At 34.9% G+C, this 22,414-nt stretch carries 19 protein-coding genes, 1 tRNA gene and 1 pseudogene; 12 read left to right on the top strand and 9 right to left on the bottom strand.

All coding sequences use genetic code 11. The features are described 5' to 3' along the window. The 6 genes from bglX (at nt 1) to ACKU4N_RS05580 (ending at nt 8,163) form a co-directional block, all read left to right on the top strand. Entirely contained in the window at nt 1-2,274 is a 2,274-nt protein-coding gene (bglX, locus tag ACKU4N_RS05605) for a beta-glucosidase BglX (protein ID WP_321321408.1), read from the top strand. Between the two features lie 347 nt (nt 2,275-2,621). Beyond that, on the top strand, nt 2,622-2,921 hold the full coding sequence (gene hpf / locus ACKU4N_RS05600; RefSeq protein ID WP_321321406.1) for a ribosome hibernation-promoting factor, HPF/YfiA family: 300 nt from the start codon (nt 2,622-2,624) through the stop codon (nt 2,919-2,921). A 119-nt stretch (nt 2,922-3,040) separates the two neighbouring features. Next, a complete protein-coding gene (locus ACKU4N_RS05595; RefSeq protein WP_321321405.1) occupies nt 3,041-3,613 on the top strand; it encodes an RNA polymerase sigma-70 factor in 573 nt (190 codons plus the stop codon). Between the two features lie 143 nt (nt 3,614-3,756). Beyond that, nucleotides 3,757-4,707: a FecR family protein gene (locus ACKU4N_RS05590; RefSeq protein WP_321321402.1), complete on the top strand. Its 951-nt coding sequence runs from the start codon at nt 3,757-3,759 to the stop codon at nt 4,705-4,707. An 8-nt stretch (nt 4,708-4,715) separates the two neighbouring features. Continuing rightward, complete coding sequence (locus ACKU4N_RS05585) at nt 4,716-7,298, top strand: TonB-dependent receptor (RefSeq protein ID WP_321321400.1); 2,583 nt, start codon at nt 4,716-4,718, stop codon at nt 7,296-7,298. A 4-nt stretch (nt 7,299-7,302) separates the two neighbouring features. Then, nucleotides 7,303-8,163: a DUF4249 domain-containing protein gene (locus ACKU4N_RS05580; RefSeq protein WP_321321398.1), complete on the top strand. Its 861-nt coding sequence runs from the start codon at nt 7,303-7,305 to the stop codon at nt 8,161-8,163. Between the two features lie 150 nt (nt 8,164-8,313). Here ACKU4N_RS05580 and ACKU4N_RS05575 read toward each other — a convergent pair whose 3' ends face one another. Then, on the bottom strand, nt 8,314-8,757 hold the full coding sequence (locus ACKU4N_RS05575; RefSeq protein WP_321321396.1) for a (4Fe-4S)-binding protein: 444 nt from the start codon (nt 8,755-8,757) through the stop codon (nt 8,314-8,316). A 256-nt stretch (nt 8,758-9,013) separates the two neighbouring features. On the opposite strand from ACKU4N_RS05575, the gene ACKU4N_RS05570 reads away from it, so the two are divergent. Further along, a tRNA-Trp gene (locus ACKU4N_RS05570) sits at nt 9,014-9,086 on the top strand. Between the two features lie 77 nt (nt 9,087-9,163). On the opposite strand, the gene ACKU4N_RS05565 is transcribed toward ACKU4N_RS05570, so the two are convergent. From ACKU4N_RS05565 to purB, 4 genes are all read right to left on the bottom strand, one after another. Further along, nucleotides 9,164-9,319, bottom strand: a complete 156-nt coding sequence (locus tag ACKU4N_RS05565) for a hypothetical protein (protein WP_321321393.1) — start codon at nt 9,317-9,319, stop codon at nt 9,164-9,166. A 189-nt stretch (nt 9,320-9,508) separates the two neighbouring features. Then, nucleotides 9,509-10,243, bottom strand: a complete 735-nt coding sequence (locus ACKU4N_RS05560; RefSeq protein ID WP_321321391.1) for a carbon-nitrogen hydrolase family protein — start codon at nt 10,241-10,243, stop codon at nt 9,509-9,511. Nucleotides 10,244-10,298: 55 nt separating this feature from the next. Then, nucleotides 10,299-12,125 carry an ABC transporter ATP-binding protein gene (locus tag ACKU4N_RS05555; RefSeq protein ID WP_321321388.1) on the bottom strand — a complete coding sequence of 609 codons (1,827 nt, stop codon included), beginning with the start codon at nt 12,123-12,125 and terminating at the stop codon, nt 10,299-10,301. A gap of 104 nt (nt 12,126-12,229) precedes the next feature. Further along, nucleotides 12,230-13,567, bottom strand: a complete 1,338-nt coding sequence (purB, locus tag ACKU4N_RS05550; RefSeq protein WP_321321383.1) for an adenylosuccinate lyase — start codon at nt 13,565-13,567, stop codon at nt 12,230-12,232. Between the two features lie 189 nt (nt 13,568-13,756). Between purB and ACKU4N_RS05545 the strand changes: the two genes are divergently transcribed. The 5 genes and pseudogenes from ACKU4N_RS05545 to ACKU4N_RS05525 all read left to right on the top strand — a co-directional run bounded on the left by ACKU4N_RS05545 (nt 13,757) and on the right by ACKU4N_RS05525 (nt 17,490). Further along, entirely contained in the window at nt 13,757-14,563 is an 807-nt protein-coding gene (locus ACKU4N_RS05545; protein ID WP_321321382.1) for an EI24 domain-containing protein, read from the top strand. 94 nt (nt 14,564-14,657) lie between these two features. Next, a pseudogene (locus tag ACKU4N_RS05540) lies at nt 14,658-15,056 on the top strand (SDH family Clp fold serine proteinase); the annotation flags it as partial. 18 nt (nt 15,057-15,074) lie between these two features. Then, nucleotides 15,075-16,097 (top strand): NfeD family protein, encoded by a 1,023-nt coding sequence (locus ACKU4N_RS05535; protein ID WP_407937241.1) that lies wholly within the window; start codon nt 15,075-15,077, stop codon nt 16,095-16,097. After that, nucleotides 16,075-16,503, top strand: a complete 429-nt coding sequence (locus ACKU4N_RS05530) for a GNAT family N-acetyltransferase (protein WP_321321378.1) — start codon at nt 16,075-16,077, stop codon at nt 16,501-16,503. The genes ACKU4N_RS05535 and ACKU4N_RS05530 overlap by 23 nt, the downstream gene beginning before the upstream one ends. A 117-nt stretch (nt 16,504-16,620) precedes the next feature. Continuing rightward, nucleotides 16,621-17,490, top strand: a complete 870-nt coding sequence (locus ACKU4N_RS05525; RefSeq protein ID WP_321321376.1) for a methyltransferase domain-containing protein — start codon at nt 16,621-16,623, stop codon at nt 17,488-17,490. Nucleotides 17,491-17,560: 70 nt separating this feature from the next. Here the strand turns inward: ACKU4N_RS05525 and ACKU4N_RS05520 are convergent, their stop codons facing one another. The 4 genes from ACKU4N_RS05520 to dnaN form a co-directional block, all read right to left on the bottom strand. Then, nucleotides 17,561-19,357, bottom strand: coding sequence for an AMP-dependent synthetase/ligase (locus tag ACKU4N_RS05520; protein ID WP_321321374.1), 1,797 nt, complete (start codon nt 19,355-19,357; stop codon nt 17,561-17,563). 234 nt (nt 19,358-19,591) lie between these two features. Continuing rightward, nucleotides 19,592-20,203 carry a fumarylacetoacetate hydrolase family protein gene (locus tag ACKU4N_RS05515; protein WP_156195004.1) on the bottom strand — a complete coding sequence of 204 codons (612 nt, stop codon included), beginning with the start codon at nt 20,201-20,203 and terminating at the stop codon, nt 19,592-19,594. A 10-nt stretch (nt 20,204-20,213) separates the two neighbouring features. After that, entirely contained in the window at nt 20,214-20,981 is a 768-nt protein-coding gene (locus ACKU4N_RS05510) for an exonuclease domain-containing protein (RefSeq protein WP_321321370.1), read from the bottom strand. Between the two features lie 101 nt (nt 20,982-21,082). Next, nucleotides 21,083-22,213, bottom strand: coding sequence for a DNA polymerase III subunit beta (gene dnaN, locus ACKU4N_RS05505; protein ID WP_321321368.1), 1,131 nt, complete (start codon nt 22,211-22,213; stop codon nt 21,083-21,085). Nucleotides 22,214-22,414: the final 201 nt, after the last annotated feature.

Below are 22,414 nucleotides of genomic sequence, written 5' to 3'. Positions count from 1 at the left end.
ATGATTAAAAAAGTAAATCTGGTCATCATCTCATTACTTGTGCTTTTATCCTGTAATCAAGAGAAAAACCCCCAATCTAAAGAAGATGAATTTGTGTCTGACCTTCTTGGTAAAATGACTCTTTCTGAGAAAATAGGACAATTAAACCAACACACAAGCCGATGGGAAATGACAGGACCTGCTCCAAAAAATAATAACTCTCAGGATCAACTGGAACAAATAAAGAACGGTAAAGTTGGTGCCATGCTAAATGTTACAGGAGCAGATGCTACTCTTAATGCCCAAAAATTAGCCGTTGAAAACAGCCGCTTAGGCATTCCTATGATTTTTGGATACGATGTAATTCACGGTTATCAAACCATGTTCCCAATTCCTTTAGCTGAAGCCTCTTCCTGGGATCCTGAAATCGTTAAACTATCAGCACAAGTTGCTGCGAAAGAAGCTTCTGCTGCCGGTTTACAATGGACTTTTGCCCCCATGATGGATGTGGGTAGAGATGCACGTTGGGGAAGAGTAATGGAAGGTTGCGGAGAAGATCCTTATTTAGCAAGTGTTTTATCTGTAGCTCGTATTAAAGGATTTCAAGGAACTGATTTATCGGCAAACAATACCATTGCTGCCTGTGCAAAACACTTTGCCGGTTATGGATTCTCCGAGTCAGGAAGAGATTACAATACTGTTGATATTGGATCCTATACACTTCACAATATTGTTTTACCACCCTTTAAAGCAGTAGCTGAAGCTGGTGTTTCTACTTTTATGAATTCATTCAATATTATAAATGGAACGCCCTCTACAGCAAACCCATATCTGCAACGCAACTTACTAAAAAACAAATGGAATTTTAAAGGATTTGTTGTTTCCGACTGGGGAAGCATTGAAGAAATATCAAATCACGGAGCTGCCGAAAATCTAAAAGAGGCTGGCCTGCTTGCAATTAAAGCAGGTTCGGATATGGACATGGAGTCCAATGCCTACAGCAAATATCTTAACGAACTTATAGATGAAGGCAAAGTAGATGAAAAGTTGATTGATGATGCAGTTAAACGCATTTTAAAAATTAAGTACAAACTAGGCTTGTTCAATGATCCATATCAATACTCTAATATTGAACGTGAAAAAAAAGAAATCTACAGCAAAGAAAATAGGGCTGCTTCCCGAAACGTAGCCCGTCACTCAATGGTACTTCTTAAAAATAAGGCTCAGTTACTTCCTTTATCTAAACAAATAAAGTCGATTGCCCTTATTGGCCCGTTGGCCGACAGTAAGGATATCCCTCTGGGAAGTTGGAGAGCAAAAGCTATTAAAAACTCGGCAGTATCCCTACTGGAAGGAATTCAATCAGCCGTGTCTGCAAAAACGAAAATAAACTACAGTAAAGGCTGTAATCTGACGATTGGAGATAGAAGTTTTCTTCAGGAGCTCTCTTATGAACAAAATGACAAATCAGGATTTCAGGATGCAATAAAAGCGGCACAGAATTCAGAAGTCGTAATTATGGCTCTTGGCGAAGATTGCTGGCAATCCGGCGAAGGCAGAAGTCAAACAGACATTCGTTTAAAAGGACAGCAACTGGACTTATTTAATGCTGTTAAAAAAGTAAACAGGAAAGTTGTAGTCGTATTAATGAATGGCCGGCCTCTTGCCATTCCCGAAATAGCTGAAAATGCAGATGCTATTCTGGAAACGTGGTTTGGTGGCTCCGAAGCTGGAAATGCAATTGCAGATGTTCTTTTTGGAGATTACAATCCTTCAGGTAAATTAACCATGTCTTTTCCAAGAAATGTTGGCCAATGTCCGATTTATTACAATCACATGAATACAGGCAGACCCACTTCAACAAATAATGTATTTTGGTCACACTATACCGACTCCCCAAATACACCATTGTATCCATTCGGTTATGGCCTAAGCTACACCTCATTTGCCTATGGGGAAGCAACAATCAATTCCGATGAGATAAAAAGGAATGAATCCATTGAGATTAAAATCTCACTTGCCAATACAGGAAAATATGAAGGTGAAGAAGTTGTTCAGCTATACATTCAGGATCCTAAAGCAACCTATGCTCGTCCGGTTAAAGAATTAAAAAAATTCAAAAAAATCAGTCTAGAACCAGGCGAAAACACGCAGGTATCATTCACATTAAAACCTGAAGACTTAGGATATTATTCCCCAGAAGGAGAATTCCTAATCGAATTGGGAGAATATCACATTTATGTTGGAAGTAATTCACAGGAAATCCAGCAAGTTAATTTTACACTTATAGGTTAGTTAGATTAGTTGGTTTCAAAAAGACGGAAAACGATCTTGTTTTTCGTCTTTTTCTGTAAAAACAAACATCCTTAGGCAAATTATAACAATAGATTTTCAAAAGTTTAATTTTCAATAAAAATTATACACCTTATAATTAAGCTATTGTGAAATATAAATTGTTAAAGACATTTAAATTCAACTTTTGCATTTCTTTTCCTTAGTTTTTTTACGTATTTTCAATCTAGAAAGATTAATCATTTGTGGCTTAAAAAGCCATTGTCGCGCGAACAACAGGAACCGGTTCATATTTAACAGAATATTAACTTGTGCAATAAGACGCACATTAAAATATAGGAGGAATTGTGATGAACATGAAAATGCAATCCGTAGGTTTTAAGGCAGATAGCAAATTAGAAGCTTTTATCAACCAAAAATTTAAAAAACTTGAGAAGTTGGAAAGTACAATTACAGGATATGATGTTATACTAAATGTTGACAAATCAAGTACAAAAGAGAATAAAGTTGTTGAGGTGAAAATTAAAGTTCCTGGAAGTGAGCTTTTTGCAAAAAAGAAAAGCTCAAGCTTTGAAGAAGCCGCCGATTTGGTTGCAGAAGCCTTACGAACTCAAATATTAAAATATAAAGAGGTAAAAGCCAATAAATAAAATATCATCCCTCTGCTAATGCAGAGGGTTTTCTTTTTTCCCTTCCTTACTTTCATTCCATCTCCAAATAATTATTAACGAAACAATAAAACCATTAATACGAGATTATTTTTCTACTTTTGATTTTTAAAAACGGAGATATTATGCTTGTGCTTTCTAAAAACAAAACAAATATTGATTTTGAAAAAACATTCAAAGAATTTTATTCTCCATTGTGCAATTTTGCCTACTCCTTCCTTCCTGACCATGATTTATGTGAAGATCTAGTGCAGGATGTTTTCTTGAAAATATGGGATAAATCACCTGATATTACCTCTTCTATATCCTCTTATTTATATCGGGCCGTTAAAAACTCCTGCTTGGACCATATGAAAAAAAGTTATAAGCAATCCATTATCCCAATTGAAGAAATTGAAGATCCTATTGACTCCCCTAATGAATTAAACCGCGAAAAAGACCTGACAGCTTTGAATATAAAAATTGAAAAAGCAGTCAATTCACTCCCTCCCAAATGCAAAGAAGTTTTCTTACTGCGTAGAAATTTTCAATTATCATATGATGAAATTTCAAATGAATTGAATATCTCAAAAAAAACCATTGAAAACCATATGAATTCTGCAATTAAAAAATTAAGAACTCAATTAAGTAAATCCGATTTCCTAATTTATTTTTTCTTTTTAGAAAAAAAATAAAAAAAATCACTTTTCAACTAGGGGTAAAATGCTTAGTCATTGTCTTACCAATAGAGTTCAAACAAAACACCTTACTTTTTGTAGAAACTCAAACAACTAAAATTGCAATTTTTTTGTTTCGAATGCCAATAATATCATGCGCCATGAAGGTAAACACCGAAGTATTAACCGACTATTTAAATGAAAAATGTGACGAGAAAACAAAGCAAAAGCTAGAAATATGGCTGGATAAAGATCCTGATAATCAGAAGTATTTTAATGAGCTAAAGATATATTGGGATGCAAAAGAATCCAGATCTAAAAAAATCGAATTCGATTCAGAAACAGGATTTCAAAATTTATTAGCAAAAAAATCAAAAAGAAAATCACAACATCTAAAAAGAACACTTCGGTATGCAGCCCTTATAGCCACTCTCATTTCAACTAGTTTGTTCGGATATCTTTTTATTTCTCCTGAAAATTCAAATATAATTGTTTCGAACATGGAGCAAACTGAGAAAACCCTGGTACTTCCTGATGGTACATCCATTGTTCTTGCAGAAGGTTCCAGAATTGAATATCCAGATCATTTTTCAAAGAGTGAAAGACTGGTTACCTTAAAAGGAGAAGCTTTTTTTAATGTTGCCAAAAACAAAGAAAAACCTTTTGTTATTTTATCTGGGCAAACCCGAACAATGGTTGTTGGTACGTCTTTTAGAATAAAAGAAGATATTGACAGAACAACGATAAAAGTTCGAACTGGAATTGTGGAGTTTATGGAAAAAGGAAATCCAAAAAATAAAACCAGATTACTGAAAGGTGATTGTGCGCAATTTGTAAACAATCAAAAAGTGGTTCTAAAAAGAGGTTCTGAATCCAATAAAATTGATTTTACGGTAAAACTATTAAAGTATAACAACGAGAAACTAGAAGTAGTTTGCAAAGATTTATGCGAACTCTTTAACACCACAATTCAGATCCAAAATATATCAAAATCTCAACTTTCGCTTTCTGCGGTATTTGAGGATCAAAATCTGGAAAGCATAATAAAATCTCTTTGCTTTACACTTAATCTCAAACCCGAACAAAAAGAAAATATAATCCTACTAAAGTAAATTAATAAATGAAGCACATCATTCTTACCCTTAGCTGCATAATAATGTTGCTGGGGAGTACAAATCTATTGTCACAAGATAGGATCAATAATATTATAAAAACAGAAAAGAATTCCTATACATTTAATGAATTAATGAACCTGATAAAAACTCAATCCGGATACAATTACACGTATCCAACAGACAGTGAGCTCAGTCAGAAAACTATTCATTTGGGTAAAAAGGAATATGCACTGGATCTTCTGCTTGACAAAATATCTCTTCAATTGCAACTTAAATACAGAATAATTGAGAAGCAGATATCATTTAAAATCATACAAAAAAAAACAGTAACCATTAGTGGATATATTCGTGATAAAAAAACGGGTGAAGACATAATTGGAGCCGCATGCTGCATTAAGGAATTAGCAAATGGAACAGTTAGCAATATGTACGGGTTTTATTCGCTGAGTATCCCTTCCGGGAAATACACGATTAGTTATTCGTTTTTAGGTAATAAAACAGAAGAATCTATTATCGAAATTGAAGAAAACAAAGTTCTTTCAGTTGAATTGGAAAGTGAAAGTCAGCAAATTAGCGAAGTTGTGGTAACAGGAGAAGGTGCCGCCAAAAACATCAATCGCAATGAAATGAGTGTTGTAAAACTTCCTGTTTCAACAGTAAAAAAACTTCCTGCACTGATGGGAGAAGTTGATTTAATAAAAGCCATTCAAATGCTTCCCGGTGTAAAACCTGCCGCCGAAGGAACAACCGGATTTAGTGTTAGAGGGGGAAATCCTGATCAGAATCTAATTCTTTTGGATGAAGCCCCTGTTTACAATGCCTCTCACCTTTTAGGATTTTTCTCCATTTTTAATAACGATGCTATCAGCGATTTAAAGCTATATAAAGGAGATATCCCTGCTGGAATTGGAGGCAGACTATCCTCCTTTTTAGACATCAGAATGAAAAATGGAAATTCGAAAAAATTCTCAGGAAATGGTGGAATTGGAACAATTTCGTCTCGCTTAACTTTGGAAGGCCCAATTGGTGAAAATGAAAAAACTTCATTTATTCTTAGTGGACGAAGAAGTTATTTGGATTTATTTCTTCGTCTTTCTTCTAATGAAGATGTAAATGACAACATTGTGTATTTTTACGATTTAAATGCGAAAGTAAACCATAAATTCGATGATAAAAACCGCTTATTTATTTCAACATACTTTGGTAAAGACAAATTCAAAAGCAATGAAAACCAGCTCTCTTTTGGAAATCAAACTTTAACCCTCAGATGGAACCACCTTTACTCCAACAAACTTTTTTCCAACACAACACTACTTTGGAGTAAATACAATTATGACCTGTCTGATAGCGGAGGGGCTAATGCCTTTGAATGGAAATCTAAACTTGAAGATTTATCAGTTAAACAAGATTTTAATTTCTTCTTAAATCCAAATAATACAATCAAATTTGGAGGAATATTCACCTATCACAAATTTGAACCAGGTTATGCCCATGGTGTTGGCGAAGAATCATTTATTTCGGAATATAAGGTAAACGATTCAAATGCATTCGAGGAAGCCTTATATATTTCCAACGAACAAAAAATAGGCAGTCTATTAACTCTAAAATACGGATTGCGATTTTCAATGTTCAATAATGTAGGAAGTGGTACCATTTACGATTTTGATGATAACTATCAAGTTGTCGATTCTACAGTTTATAAACCGGGAAAAATCTTCAATACTTATTCGAACTGGGAACCAAGGGCCGGACTCCTATATTCACTAAATGACGTTTCATCGGTTAAAATGAGTTACTCGAGAACCGTACAATATATGCAACTTGCACAAAATTCTTCAGGAGGAATGCCTTTAGATGTTTGGTTCCCCTCCTCGCCTAATGTCAAGCCTCAAAAGTCAGATCAATATGCCATTGGATACTTCCGAAATTTTAGAGATAATACGATTGAATCATCAGTAGAACTCTATTATAAGAAAATGAAGAACAGTGTTGATTTTAAAGATTTTGCCAACTTACTTCTCAATAAAGAATTGGAAGGCGAATTACGATTCGGCTCAACTGAGGCTTATGGTTTTGAATTCATGACTCAACTTAACCTGAATCGCTTACAAGGCTGGTTTGGATATACTTATGCACGTACAAAACGTACTGTTACTGGAATTAATGAAGGCAGATCGTATCGTTCGCCATATGATGTGCCACATGATTTTAAGGCCTCTGTTAGTTATCAATTAACGCCAAGAACGAGTATTTCAGCCAATTTTGCATATTCTACCGGAAAACCCATCACTTTTCCAACAGGCAGAGCGGAATATCAAGGTGCATTTATAAAAATATATTCAGATAGAAATTCCTACCGTTTGCCGGATTATCATCGCATGGATTTAGCTTTAACGGTTAAGAATAAGAAAAAAACAAATAGAAAATGGGAAGGTGAATGGAACTTTTCCTTATACAATGCCTACGGAAGAAAAAATCCATGGATTGTAAACTTTATTCAGGATGAAAATGATCCTAAAAAGATTTATGCTGAAAAAACTTATCTGTTCACTTTTGTCCCATCGGTAACCTATAATTTCAAATTTTAAAAGCATGAAACAACTCATATATTTCATCTCATCTATTTTAATTTTAAGCTCCTGCACAGAGAAAATGGATGTGGAGTTAGACAGTACCTATACCCGCTTATCAGTTGAAGCCAAAGTAACAAATGATTTTAAAAAGCATTTTGTAAAGCTAAGTGAATCAAGTGATGTATTCTATAACCAAAAAGCAATACCTGTCACAAATGCAACTATAAAAGTCAGCGATGGAACATCCGACTTTATGTATGAAGAAACCAGTCCTGGCTTTTATGAAAGTAGTAATGAATTTTCCGGTATTTCAGGAAAAACATACTTCCTGTCTGTCTCAAATATTGATATCGATCACGATGGAGAAACGGAAAATTATGAAGCTCGATCATTTATGCCATTTCCCCACAAAATAGATTCAATAGAAATGAATTACGATGAGAAGCACATTGATGAAGAAGGCGACAAAAAGGAATATTGGCTTCTATCCTTATATCTGAAAGATAATATCGAGAGTGAAGATTATTACGGTTTTGCCTGCCAAATTAATAATGTTTTAGTTCACGATACCATAACCGAAGTTGTTATAGCTGAGGATACTTTTTTTAATGGAGAAAATTCAAAAGGAGTGGAAGTTGGTTTCTTTGATCAGGAAAAACCCGACGAGATAATTCATGCTAATGATCTGATTACTTTAGAAACATATGCCATGACAGAAGATTATTTTGACTTTGTAAATGAACTTCAATTTATGGATATGGAACAAATACCTTTGTTTTCCGGTCCGCCTGCCAACATACGAAGTAATATCACAAATGGTGCTGTTGGCTATTTTGCAGTTTATTCCATAACCCGCAGTTCCATCACGGTTAAAATTTAACAACAAATTTAAGAGGGTGTCCGAAAAATTCAATTCTATCTTCATTCTAAGTTTGTCGAAGAATCTTAATGCTTAATTAACAAATATTTCGACCTCACTCAACAAACATTCCTAAGTGAAACTTTACTTTTCGGATACCCTCTTTCTTTTTTATTCTTTAAATCCGATCTCTTTGTGTGAACCATCGCAAAATGGCTTGCTTTTGGATGCACCGCAACGACAAAAATAGCAAGCATTCGCCATTACTTTTCTCTGTCCATCTGAACCAACAAGAGTTATAGGTCCTTCCATCATAATCGGACCATCTTTAAATACTTCCACTTTGTGCCCGGCTTCAATTGCTTTAATCGGACCTTTTTCACCATCTTCCGGATCGGGACTATTCATATAAAAGGAAAGTGCTCTTGACGGGCATTTTTGCACCTGCCTAATGATCTCTTCAGTACCAGCTCCTTTTGCTTTAACCCAAGGTCTTGTTCCCGGCTGAAAAACATCTGGCAACCCTTTAGAACAAACACCGGAATGAATACATAAATCTGATTCGTACACTACCGTAACCACTCCATTGGAATATTCCTTTTTCGATTTTATCATAGCTCATTATTTTTGGTATTTTCTACTTCTCCCGTTAATTTACTACATTTTCACGAATATTATTAAATTATTTTTCGATGAATAAAATCACTCCCTCATTAGCAATCATCTCATTCTGAAACCCCTGCAAAACAAGAGGCAAATTTAACATGTCAAAAAATAAATCAAGACTAAAAAAGGACTTGCACATCAAAAAAAATATCCTACTTTTGTCGCAGACTTTTCGGAAAAACATTTTTGGAAAGGCTAATTACAGACGGGTGTAGCTCAGTTGGTAGAGCACTGGTCTCCAAAACCAGGTGTCGGGAGTTCGAGTCTCTCCACCCGTGCAGGAACCTTCCTAATTATTTAGGAAGGTTTTTTTATTTTATAAAAAAAAGCGACCATTTCTGATCGCTTTTACTTTTTATAAGTTATCCTTTAAGTAATACTTTTCATTTGCATCCATCTCTACAATTCCATCTCGCAATTTATAGTTTGGAATCACTCTTTTTGATTTTTCCGAATGAAATCTTTTTTTCTTCTCTTTTTGGGGCTGAACTGATCTAATAGTTTTCGACATAACTTTAAATTTAAAAAAAAACTAAGTGTACACTATCATTTATTTTCTACGCAAGTAATAAAAAAAAGTGACAAAAAAAATGATGAGCCAATTAATTGACTCATCATTCAGTATTAGAGTGGTAACCAATTTTTCAGACAAAAGTTACAGCAACTCCATATCTATTTGATAGATATATCAAATTATGATTTATTTTATGCCTTTTTCGATCACTTCTTTCGTTTCTGTATCGAAAATTAAAAGTCCCTCGTTTTTATCATTTAATTGTCCAACTAATTTTCCTTCTTCATTCCATATCGAAGTTTTTCCAGCACATTCATATCCACCTGATTGTCCAATATAATTAGCCATAAACACAGTCATTTTAAACTCTTTTGCAATTTCAGACAGCTTTTTAATATCGTCTTTAATACCATTAATAGAGTTCAATACGCTTGCAATATAAATGTTCGCATGATTTTTATGCGCAGTTTCTGAGTGTTCAGGAATTGATAATTCATAACAAATTGCAGGTGCTACAACATTTCCACCTTCAAAATTCAAATAAATTTGCTTCTGTCCTGAAGTAAAAACATCTATTTCAGTTGGATATAAATATTGCTTTGAATAAGTAAACCGTTCTTTATTTGATTGAAAAATCACCATACTTATGAAAGTATCATCATTTTCTTTAGTTGGTAATCCAACTCCAATCACTATTTTATTCAAGTCAGAAATTTCCTGAAATACATCAAGTCTTGTGTCGTCTTGTGTCGTGGCTAAGATCTTTGCTAATTTCGGTTCATAACCTGTCAACGACAATTCTGGAAAAATCATTATATCAGCATTTTCATGGACAGCAATTTCTAAAAATCTTTTGTGCTGATCAATATTTTTTTCAATGTCACCTTTTATCGGATTTGTTTGCCCTATACAAATTCTCATACTTAAGTTTCTATCTCGAAGTTCAAAGACCAATAACTACCTGCTATATTGAATCTTATAGTAATTGCATGTCATACAATTTTTTATAAGTGCCATTTTTTTCAATAAGCTCTTCATGTTTGCCCCGCTCTACAATTTCTCCCTCATGAAAAACACAAATCAAATCGGCATTTTTAACTGTCGACAAGCGGTGAGCGATTACAATTGAAGTGCGATTTTGCATTAATTTATCCAAAGCATCCTGTACCAATCGCTCTGATTCTGTATCTAAAGCCGAAGTAGCTTCATCCAAAATCATAATAGGAGGATTTTTAAGAACTGCTCTGGCAATACTCAATCTCTGCCGCTGACCACCGGAAAGTTTACCGCCACGATCTCCAATATTAGTATAATAACCATCTTCAGTTGCTGTAATAAAATCATGAGCATTAGCAATTTTTGCTGCCGCTTCCACTTCTTCCAGTGTGGCATTTTCTACACCAAAAGCAATATTATTGAAAATAGTATCATTAAACAAAATGGATTCCTGATTCACATTTCCCATCAAGTTTCTCAAATCCTTCATTTTATAATCCCGAATATCAGTACCATCCACAAAAATACCACCTTTGTTTACATCGTAAAACCGTGGTAATAAATCCGCAAATGTAGTTTTACCTGACCCTGATTGACCGACCAATGCTACTGTTTTCCCTTTTGGTATAGTAACACTAACCTCTTTCAAAACATTACGTTCTCCATTGTAGGAAAAAGATACATCCCTGTATTCAATTAATTCCTGAAAAACGCCAACACTTTTTGCGTTCTCCTTTTCTGTAATTGTCGATTTGGCATCCAATAATTGATCGATACGATCCATTGCTGCCAATCCCTTTTGAATACTATAAGCAGCCTTTGAAAATTGCTTTGCAGGGTTAATCACAGAATAAAACATAGCCAAATAGGCAATAAAGGCAGACGCATTCAAATTACCTGTACCATTAAGAATTAATCGTCCTCCGTACCATAAAACAATTACAATCACCATCGTTCCCAAAAGTTCACTTAAAGGATGAGCCAGAACGTAACGTCTCATCATGCTATTCATGATCTTTCGGTAATCATTACTCTCAACCATAAACCGATCGTTCATTTTATCCTCAGCATTGAATGCTTTGATGATCCGAAGGCCGGATAAAGTTTCTTCAATCGTAGAAAGAATATCACCCATTTTATCCTGTCCCGACCGTGAACTTTTCTTCAAATTCCGGCCAACTCTGCCTATTATAAACCCAGCTATAGGTAGTAATATAAAAACAAAAAGAGTAAGTTGAGGGCTCATAATAATCATTCCTACAAGGTAGACCATAATAATAACCGGGTTCTTAAAAAACATGTCTATTGAACTCATAATAGAATTTTCAACCTCAGCTACATCACCTGTTGAACGGGACATAATATCACCTTTCTTTTCATCTGTAAAATAAGGCAATGGCAAATTCACAATCTTACTATAGATAATCTGACGCATATCACGCACTACGCCATTTCGAATGCTTACACTATGATAAGATCCTAAAAATGCAAAAGCAACCTTAAACAAAACAATAACCAAAAGAACAAGCCCAACAAACATCAGGGAAGCATCGGCACCATAATTCTGAGTCAATAAATAAGTATAATAGTAGAAATTATTAGTTAAGGCATCTGTAGTAAACTCCCATGCAACTTTTTCTGTTACAGGGTCTCCTGAAATACCAAATATGATATTCAGTACCGGAATCATTACTCCAAATGAAAATGCACCAAACAAAGCAGATAGCAAGTTATAAAAAAACATCATTCCCAAATCCAATCGATAAGGAGGCAAGAATCGTTTAAGAACCTTAATAAAATTTTTCATCAAGTAATTAGTGTGTAAAAATTATCTATAAGCTGTAAAAAAATAAGGCTGTAAAAGTACAACTCTTACAGCCTATTTACAAAGTATTAACAAGATTTAATATTTTAGATTCCAGTATAATTACCTGGACTAATCGCCTTTAATTCAACCTTTAAGCTGTCGTCAACATCAAGAGTATCGATAAACTCAGCAATACTTTCCTTTGTGATGTGACTATTGGTACGGGTTAAAGCTTTTAATGCTTCGTAAGGATTTGGATATCCTTCGCGGCGAAGAATGGTTTGAACTGCCTCGGCAACAACCGCCCAGTTCGCATCCAAATCGGCCTGAAACGCTTCTTTCGAAATAATCAATTTATCCAAACCTTTTAATAAAGATTTAAAGGCAATAATAGTATGAGCAAAAGGAACTCCGATGTTTCTTAAAACAGTAGAATCTGTTAAATCGCGTTGCAATCTGGATATTGGTAATTTTGCCGATAAATGCTCAAAAGTGGCATTTGCCAATCCAAGATTTCCTTCCGAATTTTCAAAATCGATTGGGTTAACCTTATGAGGCATAGCCGATGATCCTACTTCACCCTCTTTAATTTTTTGTTTGAAATAATTCATGGATACATAAGTCCAAAAATCACGATTCAAATCAATCAAAACGGTATTAATTCGTTTTAGATTATCGAAAATAGCTCCCATATTGTCATAATTGGAAATCTGCGTAGTGAATTCCTCACGTTCCAATTTCAAAATATCATTTACAAAATGGTTCCCAAATTCTTTCCAGTCGGTTTTAGGATATGCTACATGATGAGCATTAAAGTTACCGGTAGCCCCACCAAATTTAGCCGAACATGGAACACTTTTCAAGAGATCCAACTGCTTCTTTAAACGATATACGTATACCTGAATTTCTTTTCCCAAACGAGTTGGAGATGCCGGCTGACCATGAGTACGGGCCAACATTGAAATTTCTTTCCAATCATCAGAAAAACTGTCCAGTTTATTAATCAATTCGTCTAAAAGAGGATAATATACATCATGCACAGCATCGCGCAATGAATACGGTGTTGCTGTATTATTAATATCCTGAGAAGTTAATCCGAAGTGAATAAACTCTTTGTATTTATGAAGATTTAAAGCATCAAATTTTTCCTTAATAAAGTACTCAACAGCTTTAACATCATGATTTGTTACGCTTTCAATATCTTTAACTTTTTGCGCATCTTCAACTGTAAAATCGAGATATAAACTACGCAAATCTGCAAATAAATCCTTATCGAAATCTTTTAATTGCGGAAGAGGAACCTCACATAAAGCAATAAAATATTCTACTTCTACCAAAACTCTGTATCGCACCAAAGCATATTCCGAAAAATACTCTCCTAAAACGTCTACCTTATCACGGTAACGTCCGTCAATAGGCGAAATTGCTGTCAAACTCTGCATTTCAAAAAAATTAAATGTCTATAATGGTTATTTAGATGCCCAAAGGTAATTAAAAGCGATGAGTCCCGAAAGCTTTCTGAGGATGATCTGCAATAAGAAAGCATTATCTAATCAAACATTGAACCTCATATTTCGCATTTTATAGATAAATGTTATTTTTGTTATGCCACTTAACTTAAGAAAGAATCGATGAAATTCATTAAAGATTTTAGCTTTGGCTTACGAACTTACACTGAAGCCATTCAATATATTTTCAGAAAACAATTGGCTTGGTTTTTTATATTCCCAATTCTTCTCAATATCATTTTATTTTGGGTTGGCTGGGATTTTATTGGCGATTTGGCCCAGCAATTGCAAACCTACCTTGAAGGCTGGTTGGACTTGGAAAATGCTGAGTTTTGGGGGTCCGGTTTCTTAAAAGCAACTCTTGGCGGATTTATTTGGGTGATATTCAAATTATTATTCTTTTTGATATTCGCCTACTTTGGTGGCTACATCATCCTCATCATTATGTCACCTGTATTCTCTTATTTATCAGAGCGAACAGAAAAAATAAAAACAGGAAATGACTATCCGTTTGAAATAAAACAATTTTTAAAGGACATTGTACGCGGTATTTTTATTGCTGTTCGAAACTTGCTAATAGAACTGGCTTTAACAATACTCATGTTTATTTTAAGTTTTATTCCGATAATAGGTTGGATTGCCGCCATATTCTTGTTTTTTATTTCGGCGTATTTCTACGGATTTTCATTTCTTGATTATGCAATTGAACGCAAAAAAATGAGCATTGCACAAAGCGTTCAATTCATGAGAGAAAACAAAGGAATTGTTATTGCTAATGGTTTTATTTTTTCACTCTGCTTGATTGTTCCATTTTGCGGCGTTTCTTTTTCAAGTTTTGCCGCTATTATTTCAGTTGTTGCCGGAACTTTAGCAGTAAATGAAATATGGGATGATAACAAATACCCAAACAAAAAACCAAACAAAATTTAAACTTAATTGCTATCTTTCATATAAGTTCAAATTCCTTCTGTGAATTGTTAGGCTTAGGTTTTGAACACAATCGAACACCGTAAAAAATACAAACATGAATAACATTCATCGCTTTCTCACTATCATTTTTTCTTTATCACTGACTTTCCAGCTCATTGCAAATCAGCCTACTGACAGTATTCCTGAAATTAATACGACTCAGGTTTACAAGTTTGATATTAAACGGGAAATTGGGCCTGCTGCGTGGAGACAGACAAAGGATGCACTTCAGGAAGCGGTTGAATGGAATGCTGATATCATTCTTATTCACATGAACACCTACGGCGGCATGGTGATTCATGCAGATTCAATTCGAACAGCAATCTTAAACAGTAAAATCCCTGTATATGTTTTTATTGATAACAATGCAGCATCTGCCGGAGCTCTTATTTCGATTGCCTGCGATAGTATTTACATGAGAACCGGAGCCAATATTGGAGCCGCAACTGTCGTAAATCAAACTGGTGAGGCAATGCCCGATAAATATCAATCCTACATGCGATCGACAATGCGCGCAACAGCCGAATCGCATGGAAAGGACACGCTGATCCAAAAAGGTGATACGATCTACAAATGGCGAAGAGATCCGTTAATTGCTGAAGCCATGGTTGATCCGCGTACTTATATTGAAAATGTGATTGACACTGGAAAAGTATTAACCTTCACACCCGATGAAGCAATTAAAAACGGATACTGCGAAGGAATTGCAAATAGTGTGGAAGAAGTCCTCTCTAAAGCTGGAATAAAAGAATATACGATTAAAAAGTATGAGCCAACGGGAATTGAAAAAATGATTGATTTCATGATTAATCCCATTCTACAAGGCATTTTAATCATGATTATTATTGGAGGAATTTATTTTGAATTACAAACTCCGGGAATCGGATTCCCGATACTGGCATCTGCGATTGCAGCGGTTCTCTACTTTTCTCCCCTGTATCTGGAAGGAATGGCCGAAAACTGGGAAATTCTGTTATTTGCTGCTGGTGTCATCCTCCTCACCTTGGAAATATTTGTCATCCCAGGCTTTGGAGTTGCTGGTATTTCAGGAGTCATCCTTATCATTACCGGTCTCGCTTTAAGTTTGGTTGACAATGTTGCTTTTGAGTTTGAGCCCCGTCACATTAGAGCTTTGCTCGGTGCAATTATGCTGGTTGTTTTTTCGATGCTTATCTCCATTGTGGGATCAATTTATGCGAGCAAAAGACTATTTGCCACCAATTCATTCTTAGGACATTTAGCTCTTGGTACGGTAGAAAAACAGGAAGATGGTTACGTTGGTGTAGATATGCAAGCCAAATCATTAATAGGGAAAACAGGAACCGTTCTTAGCGTTCTTCGTCCTTCGGGCAAGGTGTTTATCGAAAACCAAATTTACGATGCTAAATCGGAGGACGGTTTTATAGACAAAGACACACTTATAGAAGTAATCCGTTTTGAAACCGGTCAGGTATATGTTATAAAAAAAGAAGATGATGAACTCAATCAATCTTAGGGATTACAAATCAAATGATTACCATTCTATTCTTAAATTATGGAAAATAACCGATTTGGGAGGTGAAGATAGGGGCGACAATGCAGAAACAATTGAGATAAGCTTATTGCATGGAGGCAAATTCTGGGTTCTTGAAGATTCTAAAAACCAAAAACTGATTGGCTCTTGTTGGGTTACCAATGATTCCAGACGATTGTATCTGCATCATTTGGGAATTCATCCTGAACATCAACAAAAAGGATACGGGAAACTTCTCACAGGAACAGCATTAGCGCATGCTAAAAGTTTAAATATGCAAATTAAATTGGAGGTTCATCATTCAAACAAAACAGCGCTAAACATTTATAAAAAACTAGGATTTAAATTCCTTAAAGGATACGAAGTAATGATTAAACGAAAGCATTAAAAATAAAATCACGCATAACACTCTTTAAAATAGACTGATTTGACTTCTGTTTTTAGTATTTCAGGAATTAAAAGAGTAAAATTGCAACAAAATCAGTAATATATTTTTTAGAAAACTATGACTTTAATTTCACCTAAGGGGTTAATCGACTTCTCCCTTCTTGAAAAGATTACCAAGAAACCTAAACTGTTTGCAAAAGACGATGGGAATTTTTGGCAAGACCCATACGTTTCGGAGCATCTGCTAAATGCTCATCTTGACGATGAATCGGATCAGGGCTCCAGAAAATATCAGGACATTGTGCAATCAGTACTTTGGTTGAGCGAATACCTGAAACTTCCGGAAGATAGTAAATTACTTGATTTGGGCTGTGGCCCAGGATTGTATAGTGAAAATTTCTATGGACAGGGTTTTGCTGTAACCGGAATTGATTTCTCGCAAAGTTCCATCGATTATGCGAAAGAACAAGCAGAAGAATTTAACTATCGGATTAAATACATTTGCCAAGACTATATGGAAATGGATTACAAAGAAGAATTCGATGTAATTACACTCATTTACGGTGATTTATGTGTTTTATCTCATGATGACAGAACCTTACTTCTGCAAAAAGTAAAAAAAGCGTTAAAACCCAGAGGTTATTTAATTTTTGATGTATTCACAAAGCATTATTTCGAAAACGAAGAACCTGAGCAATCGTGGTATATTAGCAAAGAAGACGGATTTTGGAGTGAGGAAGAACATCTTTTGCTTCAATCTCATTACAAATACAAAAAAGATAAGGTTAGACTGGATAAATACACGATGATTTTAAAAAACGGCGAAATCCGGACTCATAACTTATGGAAGCATTATTTTTCGTTGGAACGCGCCATCACAATGATGAGAGAAAGTGGGTTTAGTGTGAAAGACTATTGGTCGGATCTGCAAGGAAACCCTTTCGAGGAAAACAGTCGCTGGATTGGAATGGCAGTTCAAAAAACATGATGATTTAAATAAAAAAACTCCGTCAGAAAATTAATTCTGCCGGAGTTTAATAAATAAACTGGTGAGTTTATTAATCTTTATACATCTTATCAATAAGATGTTTGTATTTTTCCTGAATTACTTTTCGTTTCAATTTCAACGTTGAAGTTATCTCTCCAGCCTCGATTGAAAACTCTTTCGGTAATAAAGTAAATTTTTTAATCTTCTCAAAACGCGAGAATTCTTTTTGCATTTCCTCAAATCGTTTTTCAAAAAACTCAATAATTTGAGAGTTCCCGAGTAGCTCTTCTATGGTTTCAAATCCAATATTATTCTGTATGGCATATTTTTGCAAAGGTTCTATTGCCGGAACTGCCAAAGCAGTTACATATTGTCTGCAATCACCAATTACGGCTATCTGCTCTATAAACTGATCGTTAACCAGGGTTTTTTCCAATTTTTGGGGAGCAACATATTTCCCTCCCGAAGTTTTCATCAAATCTTTAATGCGATCGGTAATGGTTACAGCTCCGTTTTCATCAATAATCCCTGCGTCACCAGTACAAAACCACCCATCTTTTATTACCTCGGCGGTGGCTTCAGGTTTCTTGTAATAACCACGCATAACTCCAGGTCCTTTTACTAAGATTTCATCGTTATCACCAATTTTAATCTCGGTTCCAACAATTATCCGACCTGTTGTGTTAAAATCGATATTCTTATCACCATACAAACATACCGTTGCCATGGTTTCGGTTAAGCCATATCCCATTTTTACATTTAAACCAGTAGCATGAAAATATTCAATAATATTTGAATCTAACGGAGCTCCGCCACATGGCATAAAATTAATCCTGCCACCAAATATATCACGAAGTTTACTCAACACTAATTTATCAGCAAGCTTGTGCTTGAAATTCAAACCGGCAGGAACTTTCTTCTCAAATAGGAGGTGTTCATTATAATATTTACCACCAATTTTAATCGCCCAATTCATTAAAGATCTCTTTACAGCTGAGGCTCCTTTACTTTTCTCCTGAATGGCCGCATAAATCTTCTCGTAAATTCTTGGAACTGTACACATTAGAGTAGGTTTCACTTCTTTCATCGCATCTCCAATTTTTTTAGGATCAAGATTGAAATAAATTTCTATCCCACGATGAAAACAGAAGAAACACCAAATTCGTTCATAAACATGGCTTAAAGGCAAAAAACTAAGAGAAACATCTTTATCAGATACATTCAATTCCTTATCATGTGAGACCAGTACACTTGAAATATTATTGTGATCGATCATTACTCCCTTTGGTTCTCCTGTTGTTCCTGAAGTATATATCAAGGTAGCAAGATCATCTAATTCTGCTCTTCCAAATCGTTCTTCAAAAGCAGCACCATTCATTGCATTCTTTCCGTAAATCAAGAATTCATCCCAATGCATTGATCTTTCAAAGTCTGTCAAAACAATATTCTTATCGAAAGCGACCACCATCTTTACATGCGGAACCGTCTTAATTAATTCCATTACACGATCGTACTGTTCTTGTTCTCCAACAAAAACAACCTGTGCTTCAGAATCTTCGATTATATATTTTGCCTCTGAAGTTGAATTCGTAGGATAAATAGGAACGGTTACTCCGCGAATACTCATGATTGCCAAATCTGCGGTAATCCATTCCGGCATATTTTGTGAAAAGATAGCAACCATTTGCTTTTCTTCAACGCCTATCTTTATTAAAGCTTTTGATATTTGTCGAATGTCTAATCCAAATTTAGTCCAGGCTACACCAACCCATTCCCCACTTTTTTCATCCTTATAGTGCATAGCAATTCGATCTGAATATTTTTCAATACGATCTCGAATTAATTTGCCCCAATGTTGATATTCCATAAAAGTTATTTAGTTGTGATATTGGCGCAAAGATAGTGATGTTTCCTTACTATTAAAAGGTTTTCGAAAGCAAAGCCAATAAGCTAAAGTGTTAAATATCATAGAAATAGAACATTCCTCAAACAAAACATCATCAAAGTAGTTACCTCTCAACAGGTTATAAGAAAACGACCGTAAACATAAGTGTTCCGGTCGTTCCATATATTTAAATAAAGAAATAATACAGTATTTTACTTAGCGAATGCTAAAATCCATCATTTTCTCCCCTTCCAGCTCAGCAATCAAATGATCGCCGATTTTAACCGGACCCACACCTTCCGGTGTTCCTGTATATATCAGATCTCCGATTTTCAGCGTGAAATATTGTGACAAATACGAGATCAGATAATCAATTGAAAAAATCATATTTGAAGTATTACCTGTCTGCACCCGATTCCCATTGATATCCAAATGGAAATTCAACTGATTAACATCCCTGAACTTATCTTTCGATATAAATTTACTGATTGGCGCAGCACCATCAAATGCCTTTGCTTTTTCCCATGGCAAGCCTTTCTTTTTACATTCAGCTTGAATATCCCGGGCGGTAAAATCAATGCCCAAACCGATTTCATCATAATACCGATGAGCAAATTCTAAAGGTATATTCTTACCTACTCTACAAATTTTCACCACCACTTCCACCTCATGGTGAATGTCTTTGGAAAAGTCAGGGTAATAAAAATCATTATTGTTTTTTAAAAGTGCAGAATCGGGCATCGAAAACACCACAGGCTCTTCAGGAACCGGATTATTAAGCTCCTTAGCATGATTTTCGTAATTTCTTCCTATTGCTAAAATTTTCATCAATAATCTATTACTTATTAAACCCTCTCAATTTAATCTCTGTAAGTACTTTTTTGGTGTACAATGGAAAATCACTATTCATTACCCAACCATAATAACCTGGTTGATCAGCCAATACTTTTTCCACAGCCACACCTTTGTTTTTTCCAAAATTAAAGGTTTCAATCCCTTTTTCATCTTTAATAATAAAACCGGCAAAATCAACATTGTTATTCTGCGATGAATATTTTGACAAATAATCAATGTCATTTTCAAGATTGTCGTACTTGTCTAACTGTGATTTTAAAACTTCATACGTCGCTTTTGTATCTGCCTCGGCACCGTGCGCTCCTTCTAGTTCTTTATCGCAATAAAATTTATAGGCTGCAACAAGTGTGCGCTGTTCCATTTTATGAAAAATAGTCTGTACATCCACAAACTTTCTTTTTTTCATGTCAAAATCAATATCTGCACGCAAGAACTCCTCTGCCAACAAAGGAAAATCAAATCGGTTGGAATTGTATCCTGCCAAATCGCACCCCTCTAAATATTTTGCAATGGTTTTACCTACTTCTTTAAACAATGGCTCATCTTTCACGTCCTCATCAGTTATGCCATGAATAGCACTTGACTGCGCAGGAATTGGCATTCCGGGATTTACCCGAAAGGTTTTCACCTCCTCATCACCATTGGGATTCACTTTTACAATACACATTTCTACAATACGATCTTTCGCAACATTAATTCCTGTTGTTTCAAGATCGATAAAGGCAATTGGATTCTTTAAATTCAGATTCATGGGATTCTTATGAAATTTAGCTTATACAACAAAAATATAAAACCCAACAGAACTTTACGTTCTGTTGGGTTATTTTATTTTGTAATCATGCAGATCTTTGCTTAGGCATTAATCATCATTGGCATTAACAACATCAACACATCCTCGTCAGCATTATCATTGTCGTAAGGCAGAAAGATACCTGCTCTTGTTGGATCGGATAATTCGACCATAACGTTTGAGGAAGAAATATTGGACAAAATCTCTAAAAGAAATACCGATTTAAATCCGATTTCCAAATCCTGTCCTTCATACTGGCATTGCAATCTTTCCCTTGCTGATATTGAAAAATCAATATCCTGAGCAGATACAACCAGTTCATTTGCTTTCAATTCAAATTTAATTAGATTACTTGCCGGATTTGAAAATACGGAAACCCGTCTTAATGTATTATATAGTTCAACTCTATCAATCGTTAATTTATTAGGATTCGTTTTAGGAATAACCGAATTGTAACTTGGATAATTTCCTTCAACCAAACGACAAATCAACTTGTAATTAGACAAAGTAAAAAAGGCATTTTTCTCATCAAACTCTACTCGAACAGGATTTGTTTCTTTCGGAAGAATATTACGCAATAGCGATGCTGGTTTCTTTGGCAAAATAAACGATGATTCAACCTCAGATCTTCCGTCTAATCTTTTGTAACGAACTAATTTATGAGCATCAGAAGCTACAAAAGTAAGATCATTATTTCCCAATTCAACAAAAATCCCATTCATCACCGGACGAAGTTCATCATCAGCTGTTGCAAATAATGTTTTATTGATCCCTGTTAACAAAACAGAACTTTCAACTGAAATATTCACCAAATTAGTTTCCTGTTTTACAGGAAGTTTTGGAAAATCTTCTCCATTCTGACCAACAATACTAAACACCCCGTTTTCGGAAGTAATTTTTACTGCCAAAGAAGTTAGATCGATATCGAATGTAAGTGGTTGCTCTGGAAATTCTTTTAAAGTATCAGTCAAAATTTTAGCTGGAAAAGCAATTACCCCTTCGCCTACCGAAGTCTCTAATGGAATTGTAGTAATTAAGGTAGATTCTAAATCCGAAGCAGTAGCTACCAATTGATCATTTTTTAATTCAAACAAAAAATTGTCGAGAATTGGTAAGGTATTCTTACTACTGATAACACGACTAATTGCCTGTAAATGACTTAACAATTCTGTACTTGATACTACAAATTTCATTTGCATAATATTTAAAAATTAACCAAAAATTCAAAATCAGGAACCCTTACACAAGAAATATTCAATTGCGGCAAAGGGCAAATAACAAGTGGTGAATATACAAATTTATTAAGGAATCCTGACAATCTTCATTCAAAAAACAAAGCTGGCTCCAGTAAATAAAACCAGTATTTAATTGAATGGATGTTATTTACCATTAAA

The sequence above is a fragment of the Labilibaculum sp. genome, assembly GCF_963664555.1.
Taxonomy (GTDB): Bacteria; Bacteroidota; Bacteroidia; order Bacteroidales; family Marinifilaceae; genus Labilibaculum.
The sequence above is the reverse complement of the archived record's forward strand: the minus strand, read 5'-3'. Positions and strand labels throughout refer to the sequence as shown.